This window comes from Paraburkholderia sp. CHISQ3 (assembly GCF_030464945.1).
GTDB classification, from domain to species: domain Bacteria; phylum Pseudomonadota; class Gammaproteobacteria; order Burkholderiales; family Burkholderiaceae; genus Paraburkholderia; species Paraburkholderia megapolitana.
The window spans coordinates 126054-148163 of sequence record NZ_JALPRG010000001.1; the positions used below are offsets into that span (position 1 = coordinate 126054).

Here is a 22110-nt window from a genome sequence, read left to right on the forward strand (position 1 = left end):
CTCAATGTGTCGAGCGGTACCAGCGAGCTGTTGCAGCAAGCCCGTCGTCGGTTGAATAGCGTGGCTGCCAGCCAAGAACCGTGCGAATCCGTGTCGTATCAACCTGCAAACTTCCGATCAGACGATCGATCTGCGGCAAACGACCGGTCAGTCGGCCCGCCAGTTGAAGCAGGCTCACTGGCACGGGGAACAGACGCGCCGGCTTTTGCAGATGCCTGCCGAGCATGCGCGCGAGTTCCGCTACTGTCGAATCGTCGCTATCGGCAACATGAAAACACTGGTGAGCCGCTCGAGGGTCAGTGGCGCAACACACAAGTGCATCCGCGAGATTGCCCACGTAGACGAGACTGCGCCTCGCTCTCACCGTACCCAGCGGCAAAGGCATGCCACGCCAGATACCGTCCATCAGACGCAGGAAATTCGCGCGCACTTGCGGGCCATACACCAGCGGCGGGCGCACGATCACGACGTCGAGCCCCGTCTCGTCGCCGTAGCGGATCAGCGCCTGCTCGGCTTCCCGCTTCGATCGCCCGTAAGCGTCTTCGGCGCGCACGACGTCGCCCTCGCGAAGCGGACGTCCGCCATCCGATTCAGCCACCGCCTTAATGCTGCTGACGAACACAAAGCGTCGCGCGCCGTTTTGCCGCGCCGCGGCCGCGAGTCGTAACGTACCTTCGACATTGGTCGCGCGGAACGCGGCGTCGGGATCGAGGGAATCGTCATGCATGACATGAACGCGGGCCGCAAGATGCACGACACAGTCCGGCTTCAACCCCTGAGGCCACACATCGGCCAGGCCGGCGAAATCCTTGCCGCCGTGAACCCATTCCGCTACGCCGTCCGCACAACTGGCGGCGCGACGGACCAGCCCGGTCACGCTGTAACCTGCGTCAACCAGCGCACGCGTCAGTACTTGCCCGACGAAGCCGTTTGCGCCGCTCACCAGGACATGTGTCATAGGAGCTTCCAACCGAAACGGTTAAAGAACTTGACCGCTGATGCCGCGAACATCCTGATATGCGACGAACCTTTGCGCGCTGCGCCTCCACCGTGATGCTGCACGCGAACGGCGGGCAGATACGCGACACGCGCCACGTCGTGGGTGCGCAAACTCAAATCGTAGTCTTCAAAGTACAGAAAATAACGTGGATCAAAACCAGCAAGCTTTTTCAACACGCTCGTTCGAAACAGCATAAAACAGCCGCTGACAATCAGCGGATCCCAAACGATGTCGCGTTCGTTAACGAGGTCACGCATTTCGTAGCGCGCCAGTCGTCGTGAGAAAAACCTACGCACGCTGCCGGGCAAAAAACCGCGGATAAAAAGGTCGAGCACCGTCGGATAGCGTCGGCACAGGTACTGAATGCTGCCCTCGTGATCGCCGATTCTCGGCGTGAGCAAACCCACCTCCGGGTGCTCGTCGAGGAACGCCATCGCCTGCACGAGCGAATCGCGCTCAAGGTCGATGTCGGGATTCAGCACGAGGTGATAGCGGCTGGCGGTGCGGTCGATCGCCAGGTTGTGCCCACGCCCGTAACCGACGTTGCCGTGCCCCGCAATGACCGTGCATGTCAACTGGTGGGCGCGTAACTCATCGAGCAAAGGGGTATCGTCCGGCAGGCCACCGTTATTGACAATATGAACGCCGATCGGAACACCGGGGTTCGCCACCCTCAGGGCGTCGCATGCAAGCGCGAGACTATCCAGCGTTTGCGCCAACTGCGCCGGGTCCGGTCGATATACGACCACAGACACGGACAGACCCTCGACTTCGGAAATCAGCGCACTAATATTCATGTAAACGAGGCAGCGTGCCTGGGTCGCGACACTTGTGTTTTTCGACGACGCGCTGGCGGAGACATCAGTCTCCTCAAAACAGGCGAGTCGGACAACCAGCTTTTCCTTTTGTTACGTGGGGAAACAACATCCGACCCTCCGTAAGCGTGCGTATTTTAGCCCATTGGGTGCATACGAAGATTCTCGCAACGAGGGCCTCGCCCGAACCGGGCGTTGGCGCCCCGGCGGCCGGTAGCCGCGGATAGCAACAAGGCAACCTGCTAGACTGTCGGGCCGTCGGAGTAATGCCCGACTGGACTAGCGCGTGAAGGATGCGGTCTGGCACGCGTGATAAGAGCGAAGAGAGATGCCCTATGAAACAGCGAGCTTTATTCCTTGACCGGGACGGCGTGGTCAACGTCGATTCCGGATACACGCATCGGCAGGATCAATTCGAGTTTATCCCCGGAATATTCGAACTCGTAACTGAAGCAATGCGTCGGGAATATAAGACGTTTATCGTAACGAACCAGGCGGGCATCGGCCGGGGCTATTACACCGAGGAAGATTTCTGGACCTTGATGAACTGGGTGACTCAAAAGTTCGCCGAGGCAGGTGGACCGATAGAACGAGTCTACTTTTGCCCGCATCACCCGGAACATGGGGACGGCAAGTATCGTCAGGAATGTGCTTGCCGCAAACCCGCTCCGGGCATGCTGCTGCAGGCCGCGCGCGACTATGAAATAGACTTTGGCGAGTCTGTCTTTCTTGGCGACAAGAAGACCGACATGGATGCAGGACGCGCAGCCGGAGTGGCTACGTTGCTTTATATGGGCGATGAGTCGAACTACCAGCCGGCGATCAAGGTGACGTCTCCGCTCGACGCCATTGCATATCTTCGTCTACCTGGCCGATAGACAGCATGGAAACTCGCGCCTCGACTCGCCCCCTTCTTACGATCGCTATCCCTACGTTCAACCGCGCCGCGTATGTTGAACTGTGTTTGCGCCAGTTCCTGCCGGACCTCGATCTGCTTGATGATGGTTCAGTGGAGATCGTTGTTTCCGACAACTGTTCCTCCGATCACACCGCGGCAACCGTAGAAGCGATCCGTCAACAAGGGTTGAACATCCGCTCGATACGCAATGAGCAAAACATCGGGTCCGATGCCAATATCGCGCAATGCTTCAATGTCGCCCAGGGACGCTACGTGCAGATTCTGGGCGATGACGATCTTTATCTTCCCGGGAAACTTCGACAAGTCGTTGATCTGCTACGAAGCAACGACTACGGCGTCGTTTGTTTGAAGGCGTATGGATACGAACACGATTTCGTCAAGGAGCGACCGACCGGAACCAGCGGCAGGCGTGATTTCACCGACATCTCGGACTTTCTGTATGAAGTCGGCTCGCTCGTCACATTCATATCCGCCTGCATTATTAACAAGGACCTGCAACGCGAGATCGATGCGCGAGTGTTTTGCGGAAGCAATCTGGTTCAGGTACACCTTGTCATCCTGCCAGCGCTTAGAGCAGGTCTGAACGCGTACGTCCTTGACTACATCCTTGCGTGCAAACGGGCCAACTCCGGTGGTTATGATTTTTCCGAGATTTTTGTCGAAAAATTTTTCGACATCCTGAAGTCGTATGAGTCGGCGGGCTTGCAACCCGAGGCAGTCAATCGGCTGGGCAACAAGATGCTGATCAGTTATTACCCGTTCAACCTGCTAAGACAACGCCTGTCCGGTGGCGGAAACGCGCCGGCGACGCTGCGACGCTTCAAGACACAGTTCGGCCATCGGGCGGCGTTTCTGTTTTTCTGCGCACCGATTATCGCCTGGCCCAAACCGCTTGCAATTCTGTGGGGATGGGGCGCCGTTCTCACGGGAAGGATATGGAATGGGGAGCTGAAGCGCGGGATGCATTTTGCGCGACACCGCCTGTCTTTGTTGATCAGTCGACCTTGAGGACCGTACGGAACGAGGGCGATGCATGCCAGGCGCAAAGCCTCTCCGTATGACAATCTGCGGGACAAGTACCTTAATTGACGAACGTCATCTTTCGACCTCCACCGTCGGTGAGCAGAAACCGCTGCAACCGACGACGAAATATAAGTCCCTTTCGAGCGCATTGCTCGTTTCAAAAGGCCACCGGCGACGACAACTTCAACCTTGGGGACGGGGATTGGTTATTTGCTCATGAACCTCGTTGAGTAGCGTCGCCAGGTATTTCGCATCGGCTTTTGCGCACGCTTCTGCTTCGTCCTTGTTGATGGGACCAAGCAGCTTGATAGCATCGCTTCTTAAAGCATCTCTAACAATATCGACTGCGATATTTACAGCCTGGCTTCCAACGAATTTTCCCATCTCGGAACTCTCCTTTGTGTACCGGACCATCCGGGCATCCGATTCTACTGCGAGTAAGACGATTAGCGACACTGCATAGTGAAAGACACTCCACAATGGCGGCAAATCGTAAGGAACCCGATGGGTAATCTGTTTTAGACAATCAGGCTCAAGCTGAGGGGGAATTTTCGCTGTTGTCGAGATCTTCGAATCAATACCAGTTCATCTTGTTTCCGTGGTGATCAAGCTGTCGCTTACGTGAAATTGCTCTCGAATCGATCGAAAAAAACCTTCAAGCTCACAGAATCGGCCTTGAGGTTCGAGCGTTTTGTCAATGCTGTATGACGCCGGTCATCGACCCGGACGTCTGTCGGTCATGGTGTTAGTATTCACGAACGCGTTTGTCGAATTCATCGGCTGCTTACTCGTCTGCCGGAACATCCGGGCATGTGCCGAGCAGTCCTTTTGAACCAACTTCCAGACTGGCAGGGATGACGAATCTCCATCTCGCAGGAATCTCGCTCCTCAGAAATCAAACTCACGGGCCCGATCTCGAGCACGCGCTCCGTCAACTTCACGTCAACACATCGAACAGTGTTGTCGCCGGCAGGAATGTGACCGCCGGCTACGTGCGATCGTGGGGACTTCAGTCACCCGAGGGGATTGCGCCCGCGATCGCGCAGGATCCCATCTACAAAGAGAGCATGGAGTTGGCGCGGGGCTGGACCGTGGTCGACGAGCACAAGCTCATGAATCTGTTTCTGATCCTGAAGTATGGCCTGGCCGGTATCGAGGGCGACATCGTCGAATTCGGGAGCTACAAGGGTGGCTCGGCGATCTTCATGGCGAATATCGCGCGTCGGCTCGAGACGAAGGCCAAGGTCTATGCGCTCGATACCTTTGAGGGAATGCCTGAAACGGATACCGCACGCGACCTGCATATGGCGGGAGACTTCAAGGACAGCTCACTTGACGCGCTACGTACATTTGCGCAAGAGAATCAACTGGTCAATCTGATCCCTGTCCAGGGCTTGTTCGAGCAGACAGCGCCGGCGCTGCTCGAAAAGATCGACGCCGTCACTCTCGCGCATATCGATTGCGATATCTACTCTGCAGTCAAGTTTGCGACTGAGGTTGTGCGGCCGAAGATGCATGCCTCCGGTGGTTACCTCGCATTCGACGATCCCCTGCAAGCAACATGTCTCGGTGCGCTGGAAGCGGTCGAAGGAATGATTCAGGCGACAGGATTGCATGCGGAACAAGCCTACCCGCATCTCGTCTATCGTTTTCCGGCGCCGGCGATCAGTGCAGCAGGGGAATCCAGCGAAGAAGCGGTCAATACGACGCCCCTCAAAGAGACCCCATTTGCGAATGCACTGGCCCGTATCGATACCCTCGAGACGGCGTTGCGTGACAAGGAGGAAAGACTGCACGCCATCGACGAGCAACTGTCCGCCCTGAACGGACAGCTTCATGAGAAGGACGAGCAACTCCGCGCTCGCAACGGAAGAATCGATGAACTACAAGGCAGCGTCCTCGCGCTGCACGCGTCGACCAGCTGGCGCTTGACAGCGCCGCTGCGGGCGTTAAAAGCAGTTTTCACTGGCGGGCGATAATCGAACATAGAGGCCTGAGAGACTGGCGTTCGATCGCGTGTCGAGGTGGCTCAACCTGATTGATATGAAGCACCGGTCTTGCCCAGCCGCTAACGATTCGATACAACGACTCATCTATGCGACGAGCCACCCAGGTCGTACAATCACGCAATATTGGCGAGCACGGCCCACATTACGCCGCCCGGAGTGGCACGATATGCCCCGCCACTAATTGTGCATGCGGTCAGTGGGCGCCCTGGAAGATGGCGAAACACAACAGACCCACTCTCCGCGTCAAAGCCTCCGGTGCCGCAACAGACCCTATGCGGGCGCAAGTTTTTGCGCTTTGACCCACTCTGATCCGAGAGCCACCGCACATTTTCTAACGACAACCGCGCAATCAACCAATGACTAATGCTATGACAAGCCCCTCCAGCCCCGTAGATATTCTACAAACCAATACAGCCCAATCCATCCGCGCGAAAGAAGCGCTACTCAACGACGCGCGCTTACTCGAAACCTTTTCGAAAGCGGCATCGCATGTAATCGACTGCTACAAGGCAGGTGGTCGACTTTATATCGCTGGCAACGGTGGCTCCGCTGCAGACTCCCAACACCTGGCCGCGGAATTCGTCAGTAGGCTCGCGCGGGACAGAAATCCCCTCCCGGCAGAATCCCTGACAACAGATACGTCCATTCTTACCGCCATCGGTAATGACTACGGGTACGAACACGTATTTTCCAGACAATTGATCGCGAAGTTGAAGCCCAATGACGTGTTTCTGGGCATCACGACATCCGGAAAATCGAAGAACATCCTGTCTGCGTTGCAGGTGTGCAAACAGGCTGGAGTGAAGTCGATCGTCTTTACGGGCTTTGGTGGTGGCGAAGCCGCAACGCTCGCGGACTACGCATTGGTTGCTCCCGGCAGCCGCACGAGCACGATCCAGGAGTTGCATATCCTGCTGGCACACAGTGTGTGCGAAGCGGTTGAACTGGCGATGTTTCCCGTAGAAGCAGCGCACTGACTTTCATGCGCCGGCTTGCGGGCGTTGCCCGCAAGCCCACAAACCGTCCTGACGCGCTTCAGGCTCGGCGCCCTGACCGGAAACGATCGGAGCATCCCTCTCTTGCCCGGAAACGCTTCACCCCTGCTTGCCTCTGCGGTATGATCTCGGGTTAGCACGTGCATTGCCAGCGCACGTTTTGGTTAGCTCAGTTACACAATTTACAATATTTGCGAATCTTGGCCGCAGCGTTTTCAGCCCTATGCAGCAGGACGCTCATCGGTCGGGATGTCCTCCCCGATGTCAATCATCGCGCGTGTGCGTCAATATTGGACGGTGCAACCCGAACCAGTGCGCATGTCGCCGTCGTCAGGCCTTACCCCTGAACTCAAGGGCTTCGCCGCCTCGATAACCTGTAACTTCCTCGGTCATTTGCAACGATATCTAACGTTCCTTTGAGGCCCAGAACTCTAATCGTACAATCAGGCATCTTCTGATACGGCTTTATCACAGGGTGCCCGGTTTTTGAAACCACTATCGTCGCGCCGATCGTGACCACTTTTATTTTGGCGATGTGCATCGCTTGTTTGCGTGACCGGTCACTGCGGGACTGCCCCAAATCATTATTTCCGAGGAGCTGAGCCTAGATGAAAGTTGTACTGCTTGCAGGGGGTCTCGGGACCCGAATTTCGGAAGAAACGTCTGTCCGACCGAAGCCAATGGTCGAAGTCGGCGGCAAGCCGATCTTGTGGCACATCATGAAGATCTATGCCGCACATGGCTTGACTGATTTTATTGTTTGTTGCGGCTACAAAGGGTATCTGATCAAGGAATACTTCGCCAACTATTTCTTGCACATGTCCGACGTAACGATCGACCTGGCAAAAAACTCCCTGGAAGTCCATCAGAAAAAGGCCGAACCGTGGCGCGTGACGCTCGTCGACACCGGCGAGACAACGCAGACTGGCGGCCGTCTTCGCCGTGTACGCGATTATATCGACGGCGATTTTTGCATGACGTACGGCGATGGCGTTGGCTCCGTCAACATCACTGATCTGCTCGCCTTTCATCGCGCGCATGGCAAGCAGGCGACGATGACTGCCGTTCAGCCTCCGGGCCGGTTCGGAGCGCTGGAACTGAACGGCACACAAGTGCGCTCATTCGTCGAAAAGCCGACCGGCGACGGCGGCTGGATCAACGGCGGGTTCTTTGTACTGCAGCCGTCCGCTATCGATCTCATCGAAGCGGACGAAACGCTCTGGGAGCGGCAACCGCTCGAAGCCCTCGCGAAAAGCGATCAACTGCAGGCCTACTTTCATCCCGGCTTCTGGCAGCCCATGGACACGCTGCGCGACAAAAACCACCTCGAAGAGTTGTGGACGTCGGGCAACGCACCGTGGAAAACGTGGGAGTGACGATGGTCGTTGATCCGGCGTTCTGGCAAGGCAAACGCGTATTCCTGACCGGCCATACCGGTTTCAAGGGTGGCTGGATGTCGCTGTGGCTGGCGTCCATGGGTGCCAAAGTGGCCGGCTATGCGCTGCAGCCCAACACGCAGCCGAGTCTTTTCGACACAGCGGGTGTGCTCGCTACGCTTGAGCAAAATCACTTCGGCGATGTTTGCGACCGGGAGAAACTGACGGCCGCAATGGTCAAGTTCCGTCCCGATGTCGTAATTCATATGGCAGCGCAGGCTCTCGTGCGCTATTCGTATGCAGAGCCGGTTGAAACGTACGCGACTAATGTCATGGGCACCGTCCATGTACTCGACGCGATCCGGCAGTGCGACTCGGTGCGTGCCGCCGTCATGGTGACCTCCGACAAGTGCTATCAGAACAACGAGTGGCCCTGGGGCTACCGCGAAAACGAGCCGATGGGCGGACATGATCCGTACAGCAATAGCAAGGGCTGCGCGGAGCTGGTGACGGCCGCTTACCGCGAATCGTTCTTTCCGGCCGCACGTTATGCAGACCACGGTGTAGCCATCGCGTCTGGAAGAGCAGGCAATGTGATTGGCGGAGGCGACTGGTCTGCAGACCGACTGGTTCCGGATGCCATTGCTGCATTCCAGAAAGGCGTGCCGTTGATGATCCGCAACCCCGGTGCCGTGCGCCCGTGGCAGCACGCACTGGAACCCGTATCGGGCTATCTGGTATTGGCGCAGGCCCTCGCACAACAGGGTACTGCCTTCAACGGCGGCTGGAACTTCGGCCCCAACGATACCGACGCGCGCAGCGTGCGAGAAGTCGTCGAGCTCGTCATCGAGCAATGGGGCGAGTCGGCTCGCTGGCAACAGGATGGCGCAGAACAACCCCACGAAGCCAACTTCCTGAAGCTAGATTGCTCTAAAGCCAAACAATACCTGGGCTGGGTTCCGAGCTGGAATTTGCCCACGGCGGTTGAGGCAACGGTTGCATGGCATCGCGCGAAGACCGGCGGTGAAAACATGCAGCAAGTCTGCCTCGCGCAAATTCAACACTATTCAGTCGCGGCGCAACAACGCGCAGCGAACAAGTAATCAAGATTCCTACAAGGTCCTCCCATTATGGCTATCGAAATCATCGACTCCGGCAAACAGGCACAAGCCGAACTGCGCCGAAAGATCGCGGCACTGGTTGACGAATATGCTGCGCTTGCCTACGCAGACAAACCTTTCGTAGCGGGTCAGACGACCATTCCGCCGTCGGGCAAGGTCATAGGCGCACCGGAATTGCGCAACATGGTGGAAGCGTCGCTTGACGGCTGGCTGACAACCGGGCGCTTTAACGACGAGTTCGAAAAACGCCTTGCCCAATATCTCGGCGTCAATCATCTGATCACCGTCAATTCGGGCTCCTCTGCCAATCTGGTTGCATTCAGCACGCTGACATCGCCGAAACTCGGCGAGCGCGCCATTCTGCCGGGCGACGAAGTGATCGGCGTGGCAGCGGGATTCCCGACTACGGTCAATCCGATTCTGCAGTTCGGCGCCGTGCCGGTCTTCGTCGACGTCGAACTCGGCACCTACAACATCGATGCATCGAAGATCGAGGCCGCGCTTTCCAGCAAGACCAAGGCCATCATGCTGGCCCATACGCTGGGTAATCCGTACAACCTCGGCATGATCAAGGACATCTGCACGCGGCACAACCTGTGGCTGATCGAAGACTGCTGCGATGCGCTCGGCGCGACGTACAACGGGCAAAAGGTCGGCACATTCGGCGACATCGGCACACTGAGCTTCTACCCCGCGCACCACATCACGATGGGCGAAGGCGGCGCAGTGTTCATGAACGACCCCGATCTGAAGATGATCGCGGAATCGTTCCGCGACTGGGGTCGCGACTGCTATTGCGCCCCGGGCAAGGACAACACGTGTAACAAGCGCTTCTGCTGGAAGCTCGGGAATCTGCCGGAAGGATACGACCACAAATACACGTATTCGCATCTCGGCTACAACCTGAAGATCACCGACATGCAGGCCGCGTGTGCGCTTTCACAGCTCGACCGGATCGACGACTTCATCGCAAAGCGCCGCACCAACTTCGATTTCCTGAAGGCGCGCCTCGCAAGCTGCGAAGAATTCCTGCTGCTGCCGCATGCCACACCGAACTCCGATCCGTCCTGGTTCGGTTTCCCGATCACGCTGAAGGACAATGCTCCTGTTAGCCGCCTCGAGTTGCTGACTTACCTCGACCAGAACAAGGTCGGCACCCGCCTTCTGTTTGCGGGCAACCTGACGCGTCAACCGTATATGCTCGGCCGGAATTATCGCGTGGTGGGTGATCTGACCAACAGCGACATCGTCATGAATCAAACGTTCTGGCTCGGCATTTACCCAGGATTGACGAGCGAGCACCTCGAGTACGTTGCAACGAAGATCGAAAATTATCTCGGCATCGGATTCTGAGTATGACGTCGCCCAATGAGATGCAGGCATCGCAGCGCCAGTTTTTTGAGATTGCAAGTTCCGACTTCGCAAGACTGACGGCGCATATCGATTGCCACGACATCGACGGCAAGACGATCCTCGTCTCTGGTGCGACCGGCTTTTTTGGTGCGTGGATCCTTGCGCTATTCGAATGGCTGAGAAAGACCCGCAACATGCAGTTCCGTGTGCTGGCCATCTCTCGCGACCCGCAGAGCTTCAAGCGCAAACACCCGTGGGTCGCCGACGCTGAATGGTTGCAGTGGATCGTCGGCGACATCCAGGACTTCGTTTTTCCCGAGCAATCCGTCGATTACGTCATCCATGCAGCGACCGACACGTCGGCGGCCGCAGGCAGGTCGCCGGCTCTCCTGCTGAACTCGATCGTGCGCGGCACCGAGCGCATCCTTGCATGCGCTAAAGCGTGCGGGGCAAAGCGCGTGCTGCTGGTAAGTTCGGGTGGCGCGTATGGCGGGCAGTCCGTCGACACGCCGCGGTTGCTCGAGTCGTCAAGAAATGCGCCTTCGACGATGGAAATCGGCAGTGCGTATGGCGAAGGCAAGCGCGTGATGGAACTGCTCGGTGCTATCCATGCGCATGAGAACGCATGTGAAGTCGTGATTGCCCGATGCTTCGCATTTGTCGGTGCGGGTCTGCCTCTCGACGGGCATTTTGCGATCGGCAACTTCATTCGCGACGCGCTGACGCAGGATCAAATCGTGATTCGCGGCGATGGCAAAGGCGTCAGGTCGTATCTCTACGCAGCCGATCTCGCGGTCTGGCTAAACCATCTGCTGTTGAACGGGCGCAATCGCGGCATCTACAACGTGGGCTCCGATCATGAAGTCACGATCGCCGAGCTGGCACACCAGGTGATTGCCACGCTGGCGCCGGCCAAGACAGTCGTTGTCGAGGGTGCCAGCAACAGTCCAGGCGCCGGCAACCGATACATTCCGTCGATCGACGAAGCGCGCAGCGAACTCGGCCTCGACGTCTGGACCGCATTACCGCAGGCGATTCTCAACACTGCTCTTTGGTCTTCGAAAAACTCATGAAAGCGCTGATACTGTGTGGAGGACTAGGCACTCGCCTGCGTAGCGTGATCGGCGCATCGCAGAAGGCGGTGGCCGATATCGACGGGCGCCCGTTCCTTTCCTTTGTCATCGAACAGCTCGCCAAGGCCGGCCTTCATGACCTCGTTTTTTGTACCCATTACCAGTCCGAACAGGTCGAAGAGGTGGTGACGAACCTGCCCTCCGACCCTGCGCGCAAAGTTGCCATCGTGCGCGAGCCGTCCCCGATGGGAACCGGTGGCGCCATTTTGTACGCGCTGTCCGAGCTTCGGTATGAAGGCCCGTTTATCGCGCTGAATGCGGACACTTATCTGGATGCCACCGCCTATCGTGCCGCTGCAGAGGCTGCGCCACCTTCGATCGTCGTGACCCCGATCGACGATTGCGAACGGTATGGCGCTGTGCAATTCAACGAGGACCGTCAGGTTCAGGCGATCACCGAGAAAGGCAAGACCGGTCCGGGGCTGATCAGCGCCGGCGTCTACGGTTTGCATACGCGCAATCTGTCCGACTTCCCTGTCGAGACGTTATCCATGGAACAGGTCATCATCCCTGCACTGATCGCGCAAAAGCTCCTGACAGCGCAGGTGTACGAGGGACCGTTCCTGGATATTGGCACGCCAGACAGCTTGAAACTCATTCGTGAACACGGTGTGCGGAAACTGTAATGAAAGACCACTTCAAAGATCTTGTTGTCAAACACGACCAACCCGTCGTTGACGCGATTGCCGCCATCGAACGTGGGCCGACGCAAATTGCGCTCGTGGTCGACGCCGAGAACGTCCTCGTCGGCGTCCTGACCAATGGCGATATCCGACGTTTCCTGGTGGGCGGTGGACAAACGTCGACCCCGGTTCACGAGTGCATGAACCGCAAGTTCCACGCCCTGCCACACGGGACCTCGCGCGAAGAACTGTTGAAGCTGTTCGACATTGGCTATAACGCCGTGCCTCTGCTTGATGAACTCGGCAAGCTGGTGGAGTTCGCGACCCCGGATTTCTTTCCGCCCGCGAAAGAGGTGGCGGTGCTCTCGCGTGCCCGCGCGCCGGTCCGCATCAGCTTCTCCGGCGGCGGAACCGATCTCACGTATTACTTCATGAAGAACGGCGGTGTCGTTCTGAACGCGTCGATCGCGTTGTATGCACACGCAACATTGATCCCTTCCGCGGGTCCCGAGATCAATGTCATTTCTCATGACATCGATCGGCATGAACACTATCCGTCGCTGCGCGCTCTGCTGGACAACCCGGACAAAGGACTTCTGTCCTCGGTAGTTTCGGTCATCCGTCCGGACTTCGGCTTCGACCTGTTTGTGCACTCCGACTTCCCGGTGGGCTCCGGCCTCGGCGGCTCGTCAGCCGTGGCAACAAGCGTAGTCGCGGCATTCAACGAGTTGCGACTGGACAAATGGAGCACCTACGAAATTGCCGAACTGGCGTTCCAGGCAGAGCGGCTTTGCTACGCCATCTCCGGCGGCTGGCAGGATCAGTATGCGTCGGCCTTTGGCGGGTTTAACCTGATCGAGTTCGACGGCAAGCGCAATCTCGTGCATTCGCTGCGCCTCGAGCCGGCGACCAGCAACGAACTGGAAGAGTGCCTGGTGCTGTGCAATACCGGTATCGAGCACAACTCAGGCAAGATTCATAAGCAGCAACGCGAAGACTTCAATAACAATGTCGATCGTAGCCAGCAACTGCTCGACATGGTGGATTTGTGCCGGCGCATGCACAAGCATCTGATTCGCGGCGACCTCAACGATTTCGGCACCAGTCTGCATGAGGCGTGGACGATCAAGCACGGGCTATCTAGTGCGATCAGCGGCAACACGCTGGATACAATCTACAAGGCCGCGCTGGACGCGGGTGCATCAGGCGGAAAATTACTGGGCGCAGGGGGTGGCGGTTTCTTCCTGTTCTACGTGCAACCGCGCTTCCGCTCCGCGGTCAGCGCAGCGCTCAAGGCGCACGGCTGCACGCTGAGCACCATCCGTTTCGAACAAGAGGGCGTTACATCGTGGAGAACCAAAGTAGCATGAACGAATCGACATTCAAGATTGGCGAGTTCACTGTCGGGGGTCCGCGTACGTTCGTGATCTCTGAGATTGGCAACAATCATAACGGCAGCGTTGAGCTTGCGAAAAAACTGGTGGACGCATCGATCGAAGCCGGTGCGGATTGCGTCAAATTCCAGCTCAGAAACCGCGCCGCGCTCTACCGGACGGCACCTGGCGAAGAAGGCTCGGAAGATCTCGGCGTCGAGTACATTCAAGACCTTCTGAACAAGGTCGAGCTGACAAATGACGAGCACCGCGAGATGCGCGACTATTGCACGCAGAAGAATATCGCGTACATGTGCACACCGTGGGATGAGCCAAGCGTCGATGTTCTGGCGGAGTTCGACGTGCCGGCGCTGAAGCTGGCATCGGCCGATCTGACGAACCCCTACCTGATCCGTAAGGCAGCCAGCCTGGGCAAGCCGCTGGTCCTGTCGACCGGCATGTCGTTTGAGCCGGAGATCGAGGCAGCCGCGAAACTCGTCAAGAGCCTTGGCGTGCCGTTTGTACTGCTCCACTGCAATAGCGCCTATCCCGCACCGGAAGGCGATATTCACCTCGGCTATATCAAGCGTCTGCAGGAAATTCACAGCGTCATCGGCTATTCCGGTCATGAGCGCGGTGTGGCTGTGACGATCGCGGCCGTCGCACTTGGTGCGAAGGTCGTCGAACGGCACATCACGCTCGACCGCAGCATGGAAGGCCCCGATCACGCGGCAAGTCTCGAACCCGCGGAATTCAAGTTCCTGGTGGATGGCATCCGGCAGGTCGAACAGGCATTGCCCTGGACCGGCCCAGGACGTCTCGCGAGCCAGGGTGAACTGCTGAACCGAGAAAATCTGAGCAAGAGCGTCATTGCCGCTCGCGCAATCAAGCACGGTGAGACGTTCACCGAAGAAAGCCTGCGCGTGGCGAGCCCAGGCCAGGGGTTGGCCCCTTACCGGTTGCCCGAGTTGCTGGGCAAAGTCGCGCACCGTGATATCCGTATCGGCGACTTCCTGTATGAGGGCGATCTGACTGCGCAGAAGACGGTCAAGCGCACGTATCAGTTCCCAGGGTACTGGGGCGTGCCGGTTCGTTATCACGACTTCGATCAGTATGTGAGCATGATCGATCCGGACCTCTGGGAATTCCACCTGTCGTATCGCGACATGTCGCTGACACCGTCGAAGTACCTGAAGGAAAGCAACTGCAAGCGCCTAGTCGTTCACGCGCCCGAACTGTTCGAAAACAGCGAGTTGCTCGACCTTACCGCCGACGACCTGGCCTATCGCCAACGCTCGATCGACAACCTCAAACGTGTGGTTGAAGTCACCGAACAGATTCGCAGCTTCTTCCCGGCGGCCGACTCCGCGCTGATCGTTGCGAACGTGGGTGGATTCTCGATGGACGCGCCCTTCCCGCTCGCGCATCGCGCCGAACTGTACGACCGCTTCGTCGAGTCGTGTGCGAAGATCGATTTCGGTTCGACCGAGCTAACGCCGCAGAACATGGCGCCGTTCCCGTGGCACTTCGGCGGCCAACGCCATCAGAACATCTTCATGATGCCGGATGAGCTGGCGCAAAAGGCCAAGGAACTGAACCTGCGCCTGTGTACCGACCTGTCGCACCTGCAGATGACCTGCAGTCATTTCGGCCTGGACTTCCAGGACGCCCTGGCGAAGCTGCTGCCCCATAGCGTGCACCTGCACGTCGCTGACGCGCTTGGCGTGAACGGCGAGGGTGTGGTGATCGGCACCGGCGATGTCAACTGGCCGCAGACATGGAAGAAGATTTCGGCTTATCCGTCAGTCAGCTTTATCCCCGAAGTGTGGCAGGGCCACAAAGACCATGGTGCCGGATTCTGGCACGCGCTGGATTTCCTTACCAAGCTTAACTAGAACGCCATCATGAACGTCGCTGAATTTATTCTTGCCAACATCCAGAAGCTGGGCACCGATACCGCGTTTTGCCTGACCGGTGGTATGGCGATGCACATCAATCGCGCAGCCGATGCAGCGCCCGACCTGCGTGTGATTTATTGCAACCACGAGCAGGCAGTAGCCGCCGCGGCTGACGGCTATGCGAAGGCAAAGGACTACGTGACGCCGGGTCTGGCCATCGTGACATCGGGTCCGGGTGTGACGAACACCATCACGTCGGTGGCTTCCGCCTACTATGACTCGGTGCCGATGTTCGTGCTCGCGGGCCAGGTGAAGCGCGCCGACATCAACGGTCACGGTGTACGCAGCCGTGGCGCGCAAGAAACGCCCCACCTCGAGCTGATGCAACCGATCACGAAGTGTGCGTTCCGCTACGTGCCGTCGGAGATCGACGACACGACGCTGGCGACCAATCTGGCGCAGGCCGTTTCGGGTCGTAAGGGACCGGTGTTCATCGACATCCCTCTCGACGTTCAAGCCGAGACCGTGCCCGATGCAGAAACACGACTGGCGAACATTGCCGCACTGATCGCAGACGCGGTACACAAAGATCACGACGTGCCGGAAGCGGCGGTGTCGGCCATCATTTCTGCATTGCAGGGCGCGCGTCAACCGGTGCTGGTGGTCGGCAATGCGCTACGTATTGCTGGCATCTCCCGTTCGTCAATCAAGCAGCTGGTTGAGAAGATCGGCGTGCCGACTCTGTTCACGTGGGCAAGCTTCGACCTGCTCGCGCACGATCACAAGCTGAACTTCGGCTGTGCCGGCGGCCTTGCGCCGACGCATTCGAACAAGATCATGCAATCGGCCGATGCGGTGATCTTCCTCGGTACGCGCCTTGACTTGCTGACCACTGCGTTCAATCCGCAGAACTACGGCAAGAACGCAAAGCGTATCGTCGTGGAACTGGACGAAAAGGAAATCGCGAAGAACGAGGGAATGACGAACACCACGTTCTTTAATGTGAACGTTGCGGGTGTCGTGGATGCCCTGTTGACTCGCGCACCGACGGTCAATGTCAAAGAGTGGCTGTCGAATTGCGAAACGTTGCAGGCGCAAGATCAGCAAGACGAACTGGCGGCATTCGGTAATCCCAGGCTGACGACGTATCAAATCTCAACCGTGTTGTCCCGATCGCGTGTCGGCAAGTATGTGGTGCCTACCGCATCCGGCTATGCAATCGAAGGCATTGCGCGGTTCTTCAAGCCGACCGAAGGCGCGAGCTTTGCATGGGCCGGACATGTGCTCGGTTCGATGGGCCTGGGGCTGCCGACTGCAGTTGGGGCGGTGGCTGGGCTCAAGCAACCCGTGGTGTGCCTGGAAGGCGACGGCGGGTTGCTGTTGAACGTGCAGGAGTTGTTCACGCTTGCGGCGAATCCGGACCTTCCGCTTACCGTGATCGTGCTGAACAACCGCGGCTATCAATCGATCATGAAATCGCAAGCGCGTGCGTTCAACAAGGAATTTGGTGCGTCCAAGGCGTCTGGACTGTACGAGTTGCAATTCGATCTGCTGGCGAAGCTTGCAGGTCTGCCTTATGAGAAATGTGACACGCTGGAACAACTCGAGGCGAGTCTGAACAGTGGTGCTCCGCGTCGTCTGATCGATGTCTCGGTCGAAGAAGACGGTTACCGCGGCCCGGCTGTGATGACGAAGTTTGATGAGAACGGTAAGCCGTATTCGACGGATATCGCGGATGTGAGCTGGGCGCGGTAAGCGTCATACTAAATATATATAGAGGATGGCAGCAATGGGAAGTCCGTTGATTTCTTTGATTATTCCGACAACAGGAAAGGAGAAGAATCTTTTTCGCTGCCTGCATTCGTTAATCAACCACGCACCGCCCACGATGCTGGAACGTGCGGAAGTGGTTGTTTTTTTGAATCCTGATCCTCTATCTCCGATCGATTATTCTCGTATTGAAAGCCGCCTTGAAACTATCCGCGCACGATTTCTGACGTTGAAAATCGTGCGTTCGGAGCGTTTTGAACTCACGGCCGAAGAATCCGCCTATTCCGCGTCCGCGTATGCCGAAGGCGACTTCATCTGGCTCGTCGGTGACAAGCGAATTTTCCTGCCGGAAGGGCTCCGACGACTGGCAAGCTGGCTCGAAAAACCCACGGCTCCGGCGGCATACTTCAATTCAAGCTGGATCGATCAGAACGGGAAGACCAACAGTCATCCGTCCACGCACATGCTGGCGAATCAAGGGCTCATGCCGTACAAGCAGTTCGTGATGAGCACCGGGATAAACTTCATCGCGACAGGCATGGGGACCTGGATTTTCGAACGCAAACGCATGGACCGGACAATATGGAAGCATCTCATTGACAACTGTGGCCCGCACTTTTCACATGTGACGACCACGTTGGCGACGCTCCACGGCGAGACGATGCAGTACTTCTCGACGTTCTTAAGCCAGATCGAGAGTAAGGCTTATCACACCGGTGACGATAGTGAGTGGAGACGATACTCAAGCCTTGCGAAGACCTATCGATTCTACGCATGGACATTTGGATTAATCAGGCAATTTAATTTTCTGATCGACAGAGGTGCATACGACCACGCCGATGTGCGTCGCTCGATGTGCTCCGAGGGGACATTGCTGCGTCGTCAGGTCGACGAACTATACTCACACCTGGTAGCTCAGATTCGGTATGGTTGGTTTAAGAAAGAAGAGAAAATGACCTCCGATGAATTTGACGAGGCATATGATTTTCTATGTCGAACATGCCCAGAAAAAGCGATCGCCAACGAAATGCTCCGCGAATTATATTTGGGCTGCGAGACCTTAAAGGAAAAAGAGTTTGTCAATAAACTGGAACTCATATTCCAGGCGATCGGCGTTGATAATCTGGCCCTGCGATTTGGTTCACTCGTTGTGAATCAAATGGGTGATCGTTTCATCCGATTGCACCCTCGTGGATATGTGGTTTCCGATGTTAAAGACAACGAGAATTTTCTCCTTGCGTATAAACTTATCGACGCCCCAGCGATTGGGCCAGCATGGGAAATTCTGAGTCAGGAAGAAATTGACACCTATCAATTGACTGACATAACGAAGCGCCTGGGCGATATATATCCGGTGCATGTCATGCCCGGAGCTCCACAAGGTTTTCTAAGAAACCTAACGAGATCGATGGTTGTACGATTCTATCGTCACAGAATCGCATTCAAAATCGCAGCAGCTCTGCCTGGAAAGTGGAAGAGCAGATTAAAAGCCCGATTGATCTGACGCGCTGTATAAAATCACATAACCGAGATTCGTTGGCACTTTAAATTTTTCCAACCTGCGAGAAGAGAGGACGGCACTCTTCTCCATCTTGGGCTCAATCGCATGCAGAACGGCAGTCGAGTCGCCCGAAAGCGTTGAGTTCACGGCTCTGCTCGCCGCTTCTTTACGCCACCGATCGCGCAAGTTCGACGCTCGACCCATTCAATGATTCAAGCGGTGCCCCGCACAGCGGTGGACCCGCTAGCCGTTCCGGCGCCCGGACGGTGACAGGCGGACCCGTGCCTCGTCAAGACCAGAAGGGTTCTCCGTGGGATTTTGCAGGCCCAATCCCGGATCAGGCATACTTCAAGGAGCTGCCTGAGCGCAGTTGATAGCATGACTTTGGTGGTGGCTCTGGCGGAAAACTCAAGAGCTGCATTCGACTACTCGAGGTTGCTGTTATCCGGACGTCGATTTTTCTTGATTTAAAAAATCTACCCTGAAGCAAAATGGAAAACCAAACTGTAAATCCGCTTCCGAGTGCACAGAATACATTCCTGACCCAGTATGGGGAGAAAATTGGAGATTATTTTTTCTCTCCTCTTCGGAAATATACTTTTACCGAAGGTGGAATTAAACGCTGGTATGCACCAAATTTGGCAAGTCGTCCGCAAGATGGAACGGGATTTGCGGCCACCAATTTAGGGGCGGCAACCAGCATCTACGAACTCGTTCCGATTCCACCTCATCGGACAGTTTTGGTCTCTCATGCATTTGAGACAATGGCTGCGCGAATCCTCATTCCCTCTCCGGGTACCTATTTCGTGGTTGCCACGTTCACCCCTACTACTTTTGAAGGGGGGTACGTCATCACGGTTTGTGCGAATGGGAAACGTCTTTGGGAAGATTCTATATCGGACATTAACAGCGCTCCTCGCTATGCCGGATTTGTAAAATTAACCTCCACGGGGTTTATCGATTTCACGGTAAATGCTGATAGAGAAAGGCAATCCGCCTCATGTCGAAGCTTCATCCAATATGCAATCATTAAATGCGACGATGCAACAGGGGAGCTTAAACTCCGATGCGACGATCGCGCTTCCGATCCCGGGTCAAACGAAATAGCGGATTTTTACGCGAAAGCGCCTTTTCATCCTCTCGACATCTCTCCGCCGAAAATCGACATCGATGAGAGAGTTTCATTGTTCGAAAAAGAGTGGACGCTACCGATTGAGTATATTAAATCTCAATTTCAGAGCACCCCTAAGGAACTGGTTCAACGCGTTCTAAAATATACCTCGAAGGCTCCTCTGAAGTATTGTATTTTCATGATACCTCGCTCCGGATCAACATTGCTTACGGAAGTTCTAGCAAGCAGTGGTAAGCTCGGATTCCCAGGCGAGTATTTTGTTCCGGATGTGCTAAGGACCTTTTCTCTCGCGTTTTCGGATGTTTTCTCTTCATATGAAGACTTTCTTGTCTCGAGGATGCGTTCTGAGAACGGGGTGTTCGGAATCGAAATTGAATCGGAGCGCCTTCAGGATGAGCCAGAATTCTTCTCTACTATTAGGGATTGGCGCCACGTCTATATTTGGAGAAAGGATGTCCTTGCTCAGGCAATTTCTTATCAAATATCGATAGAGACGGGAATCTGGCATAATTTCTCCGGCTCCCAGCACGATGAGAAATTTCACTATATATCCAGGATCGCCATTTTGGAGAAAGTGAATTTTCTTCTTGGCGCCGAAAAATTCTTCTCGACTTTCTTTATCGAACGGGAAATCTCCCCTTATAAAATTTCCTACGAGGAATTGATCTCCAATCCTATTGATCACGGGCGTAGTATTGCCGAGCACATAGGAATCAGCGGTTCTAGTCTGGATGGTATTAATCAAGAGAAATTTTTCCTCCGGCCAACAGCAAAGGCACGGAATTTATACTACAAGGCTCTCGCGATCGGTGGGGGTGGCGAATTGTGGGGCTATGACATTCACGAAGTAAATGGTCAACATGTCGCGGTCCTTCACGGAGTAGATCTTTCGCTATTGAACCTGAAAACCGAGCGCTCTCCTATATTATTCATATCGGACGACAGAGAGAAATTGTGTGATGACGTCAACCGTTACGTCATGAAACAGATGTCATCTTTGCCGCCTGTCATCGAAGGAATCTGATTGGATCGATTGCGGTCGGCGGGCTGAACATCCCCCGCCAGATAGCACGCCCAATGCGCTGCTCGGCGGGTCAGTTTGTCGGTACGACTACCGGTGGCGCTGGTAAAGAGACAGGCAGCGCACATGAAGCTTGCGAGACGCGACAGTTCGATTCTCCGAATTGTCGCTCCTCATTTTTATTTGAACGTCGTCTTGGGAGGTACCTCATACCCAAGCAAGTGAAACGCCAGCATTGTGTCGCCGATATGGTAGATTTTTATTTCCTTTGATAATTCATCTAGGTACTGAGTAAGTTCCGGGAAATCGGGATTTCTATAGTCGTGCCAGACCAGACAACTCGGGGAATCCGCCAACATTTTTACGGAATTTTCCGTGTCACGTCTGACGTAACTCAGTTCATGATTTGCATCGACAAAGATAAACTGAAATTGTTTCCTGTAATCTTCGCCGTTAAGCGTCATAGAGTCCTGCAACAATTGTCTTACCCAGTGCTTCCTGGACGACGTCAGATATTTTCTCGAGTAACCAATTGACTGACTCGCGACCGCCAAATCGTCGCCTTGAAAAATCACACCATCGAGAGCGGGCAAATCCAATGTATAAACCCGTTCACCATCGATTTCAGCTTCGGCTAGATTTTCAAGCAACAATCTCGTCGTGAGACCTTTATACGTACCGAATTCAAATATCTTCTGTGGATTCACGATCCTCATCAGCTTAACTAACATCATCGCTTCAATGGTGCTGAGCGAACCCCACGCCTGAGGCTGAGGCATAAAGAATTTTACTTCCTCGCTAAAGACATCCTGAATTAGAAGTACCTGGTACGGACGAATAGTTTCAATAGAGTGTGTGCCGTTCGCTTTCTCATACGGATTGTTCATTGCTAAATCGTCTCCATATCGTAAGTTTTTGCAGCTTCGTCGTCGGGTCCGACTCTACGCTGTATCGTCGACGGCTTCAATGCCCGCTCTGCGAGGCTTCGCTTTGCCAGATCCTCCATTTGGTGTTCACTGCACTGTTCCTGCGGCGGGCGATGTTGTTG

General features: G+C 55.8%; 18 protein-coding genes. 14 read left to right on the top strand and 4 right to left on the bottom strand.

Annotated features, from left to right (window positions below; genetic code table 11):
• Nucleotide 1 precedes the first annotated feature (1 nt).
• Both M0D65_RS00590 and M0D65_RS00595 read right to left on the bottom strand, forming a co-directional pair.
• On the bottom strand, nt 2-958 hold the full coding sequence (locus M0D65_RS00590) for an SDR family oxidoreductase (protein WP_266250330.1): 957 nt from the start codon (nt 956-958) through the stop codon (nt 2-4).
• Nucleotides 955-1797, bottom strand: a complete 843-nt coding sequence (locus tag M0D65_RS00595; RefSeq protein ID WP_266250332.1) for a glycosyltransferase family 2 protein — start codon at nt 1795-1797, stop codon at nt 955-957. The genes M0D65_RS00590 and M0D65_RS00595 overlap by 4 nt, the downstream gene beginning before the upstream one ends.
• Before the next feature lie 353 nt (nt 1798-2150).
• Between M0D65_RS00595 and M0D65_RS00600 the strand changes: the two genes are divergently transcribed.
• Both M0D65_RS00600 and M0D65_RS00605 read left to right on the top strand, forming a co-directional pair.
• Nucleotides 2151-2693 (top strand): HAD family hydrolase, encoded by a 543-nt coding sequence (locus M0D65_RS00600; protein ID WP_266250334.1) that lies wholly within the window; start codon nt 2151-2153, stop codon nt 2691-2693.
• Nucleotides 2694-2698: 5 nt separating this feature from the next.
• Nucleotides 2699-3742: a glycosyltransferase family 2 protein gene (locus M0D65_RS00605; protein WP_266250336.1), complete on the top strand. Its 1044-nt coding sequence runs from the start codon at nt 2699-2701 to the stop codon at nt 3740-3742.
• Between the two features lie 198 nt (nt 3743-3940).
• On the opposite strand, the gene M0D65_RS00610 is transcribed toward M0D65_RS00605, so the two are convergent.
• Nucleotides 3941-4141, bottom strand: a complete 201-nt coding sequence (locus M0D65_RS00610; protein WP_143098045.1) for a hypothetical protein — start codon at nt 4139-4141, stop codon at nt 3941-3943.
• A gap of 470 nt (nt 4142-4611) precedes the next feature.
• On the opposite strand from M0D65_RS00610, the gene M0D65_RS00615 reads away from it, so the two are divergent.
• From M0D65_RS00615 to M0D65_RS00670, 12 genes are all read left to right on the top strand, one after another.
• Complete coding sequence (locus M0D65_RS00615; protein WP_266250338.1) at nt 4612-5736, top strand: TylF/MycF/NovP-related O-methyltransferase; 1125 nt, start codon at nt 4612-4614, stop codon at nt 5734-5736.
• 398 nt (nt 5737-6134) lie between these two features.
• The gene (locus M0D65_RS00620) at nt 6135-6743 is read left to right on the top strand and encodes an SIS domain-containing protein (protein WP_177228263.1); all 609 of its coding nucleotides are present in this window, start codon (nt 6135-6137) and stop codon (nt 6741-6743) included.
• 626 nt (nt 6744-7369) lie between these two features.
• On the top strand, nt 7370-8137 hold the full coding sequence (gene rfbF, locus M0D65_RS00625) for a glucose-1-phosphate cytidylyltransferase (protein ID WP_091010699.1): 768 nt from the start codon (nt 7370-7372) through the stop codon (nt 8135-8137).
• Nucleotides 8138-8139: 2 nt separating this feature from the next.
• Nucleotides 8140-9240: a CDP-glucose 4,6-dehydratase gene (gene rfbG, locus M0D65_RS00630; RefSeq protein WP_170275788.1), complete on the top strand. Its 1101-nt coding sequence runs from the start codon at nt 8140-8142 to the stop codon at nt 9238-9240.
• Nucleotides 9241-9267: 27 nt separating this feature from the next.
• Nucleotides 9268-10611: a lipopolysaccharide biosynthesis protein RfbH gene (gene rfbH / locus M0D65_RS00635; RefSeq protein ID WP_266250345.1), complete on the top strand. Its 1344-nt coding sequence runs from the start codon at nt 9268-9270 to the stop codon at nt 10609-10611.
• 2 nt (nt 10612-10613) lie between these two features.
• Nucleotides 10614-11684 (top strand): NAD(P)-dependent oxidoreductase, encoded by a 1071-nt coding sequence (locus M0D65_RS00640; protein WP_266250347.1) that lies wholly within the window; start codon nt 10614-10616, stop codon nt 11682-11684.
• Nucleotides 11681-12370 (top strand): sugar phosphate nucleotidyltransferase, encoded by a 690-nt coding sequence (locus tag M0D65_RS00645; RefSeq protein ID WP_266250348.1) that lies wholly within the window; start codon nt 11681-11683, stop codon nt 12368-12370. The genes M0D65_RS00640 and M0D65_RS00645 overlap by 4 nt, the downstream gene beginning before the upstream one ends.
• Entirely contained in the window at nt 12370-13737 is a 1368-nt protein-coding gene (locus M0D65_RS00650) for a CBS domain-containing protein (RefSeq protein WP_091010689.1), read from the top strand. Before M0D65_RS00645 ends, M0D65_RS00650 begins: the two co-directional genes overlap by 1 nt.
• Nucleotides 13734-15635 carry an N-acetylneuraminate synthase family protein gene (locus M0D65_RS00655; RefSeq protein WP_091010686.1) on the top strand — a complete coding sequence of 634 codons (1902 nt, stop codon included), beginning with the start codon at nt 13734-13736 and terminating at the stop codon, nt 15633-15635. The genes M0D65_RS00650 and M0D65_RS00655 overlap by 4 nt, the downstream gene beginning before the upstream one ends.
• A 9-nt stretch (nt 15636-15644) precedes the next feature.
• On the top strand, nt 15645-17393 hold the full coding sequence (locus M0D65_RS00660) for a thiamine pyrophosphate-binding protein (RefSeq protein ID WP_091010685.1): 1749 nt from the start codon (nt 15645-15647) through the stop codon (nt 17391-17393).
• Nucleotides 17394-17427: 34 nt separating this feature from the next.
• Nucleotides 17428-18912: a hypothetical protein gene (locus M0D65_RS00665; RefSeq protein WP_266250351.1), complete on the top strand. Its 1485-nt coding sequence runs from the start codon at nt 17428-17430 to the stop codon at nt 18910-18912.
• Nucleotides 18913-19400: 488 nt separating this feature from the next.
• Entirely contained in the window at nt 19401-21065 is a 1665-nt protein-coding gene (locus M0D65_RS00670) for a Stf0 family sulfotransferase (protein ID WP_266250352.1), read from the top strand.
• Between the two features lie 176 nt (nt 21066-21241).
• On the opposite strand, the gene M0D65_RS00675 is transcribed toward M0D65_RS00670, so the two are convergent.
• Entirely contained in the window at nt 21242-21949 is a 708-nt protein-coding gene (locus M0D65_RS00675) for a class I SAM-dependent methyltransferase (RefSeq protein WP_266250354.1), read from the bottom strand.
• Between the last annotated feature and the right edge of the window lie 161 nt (nt 21950-22110).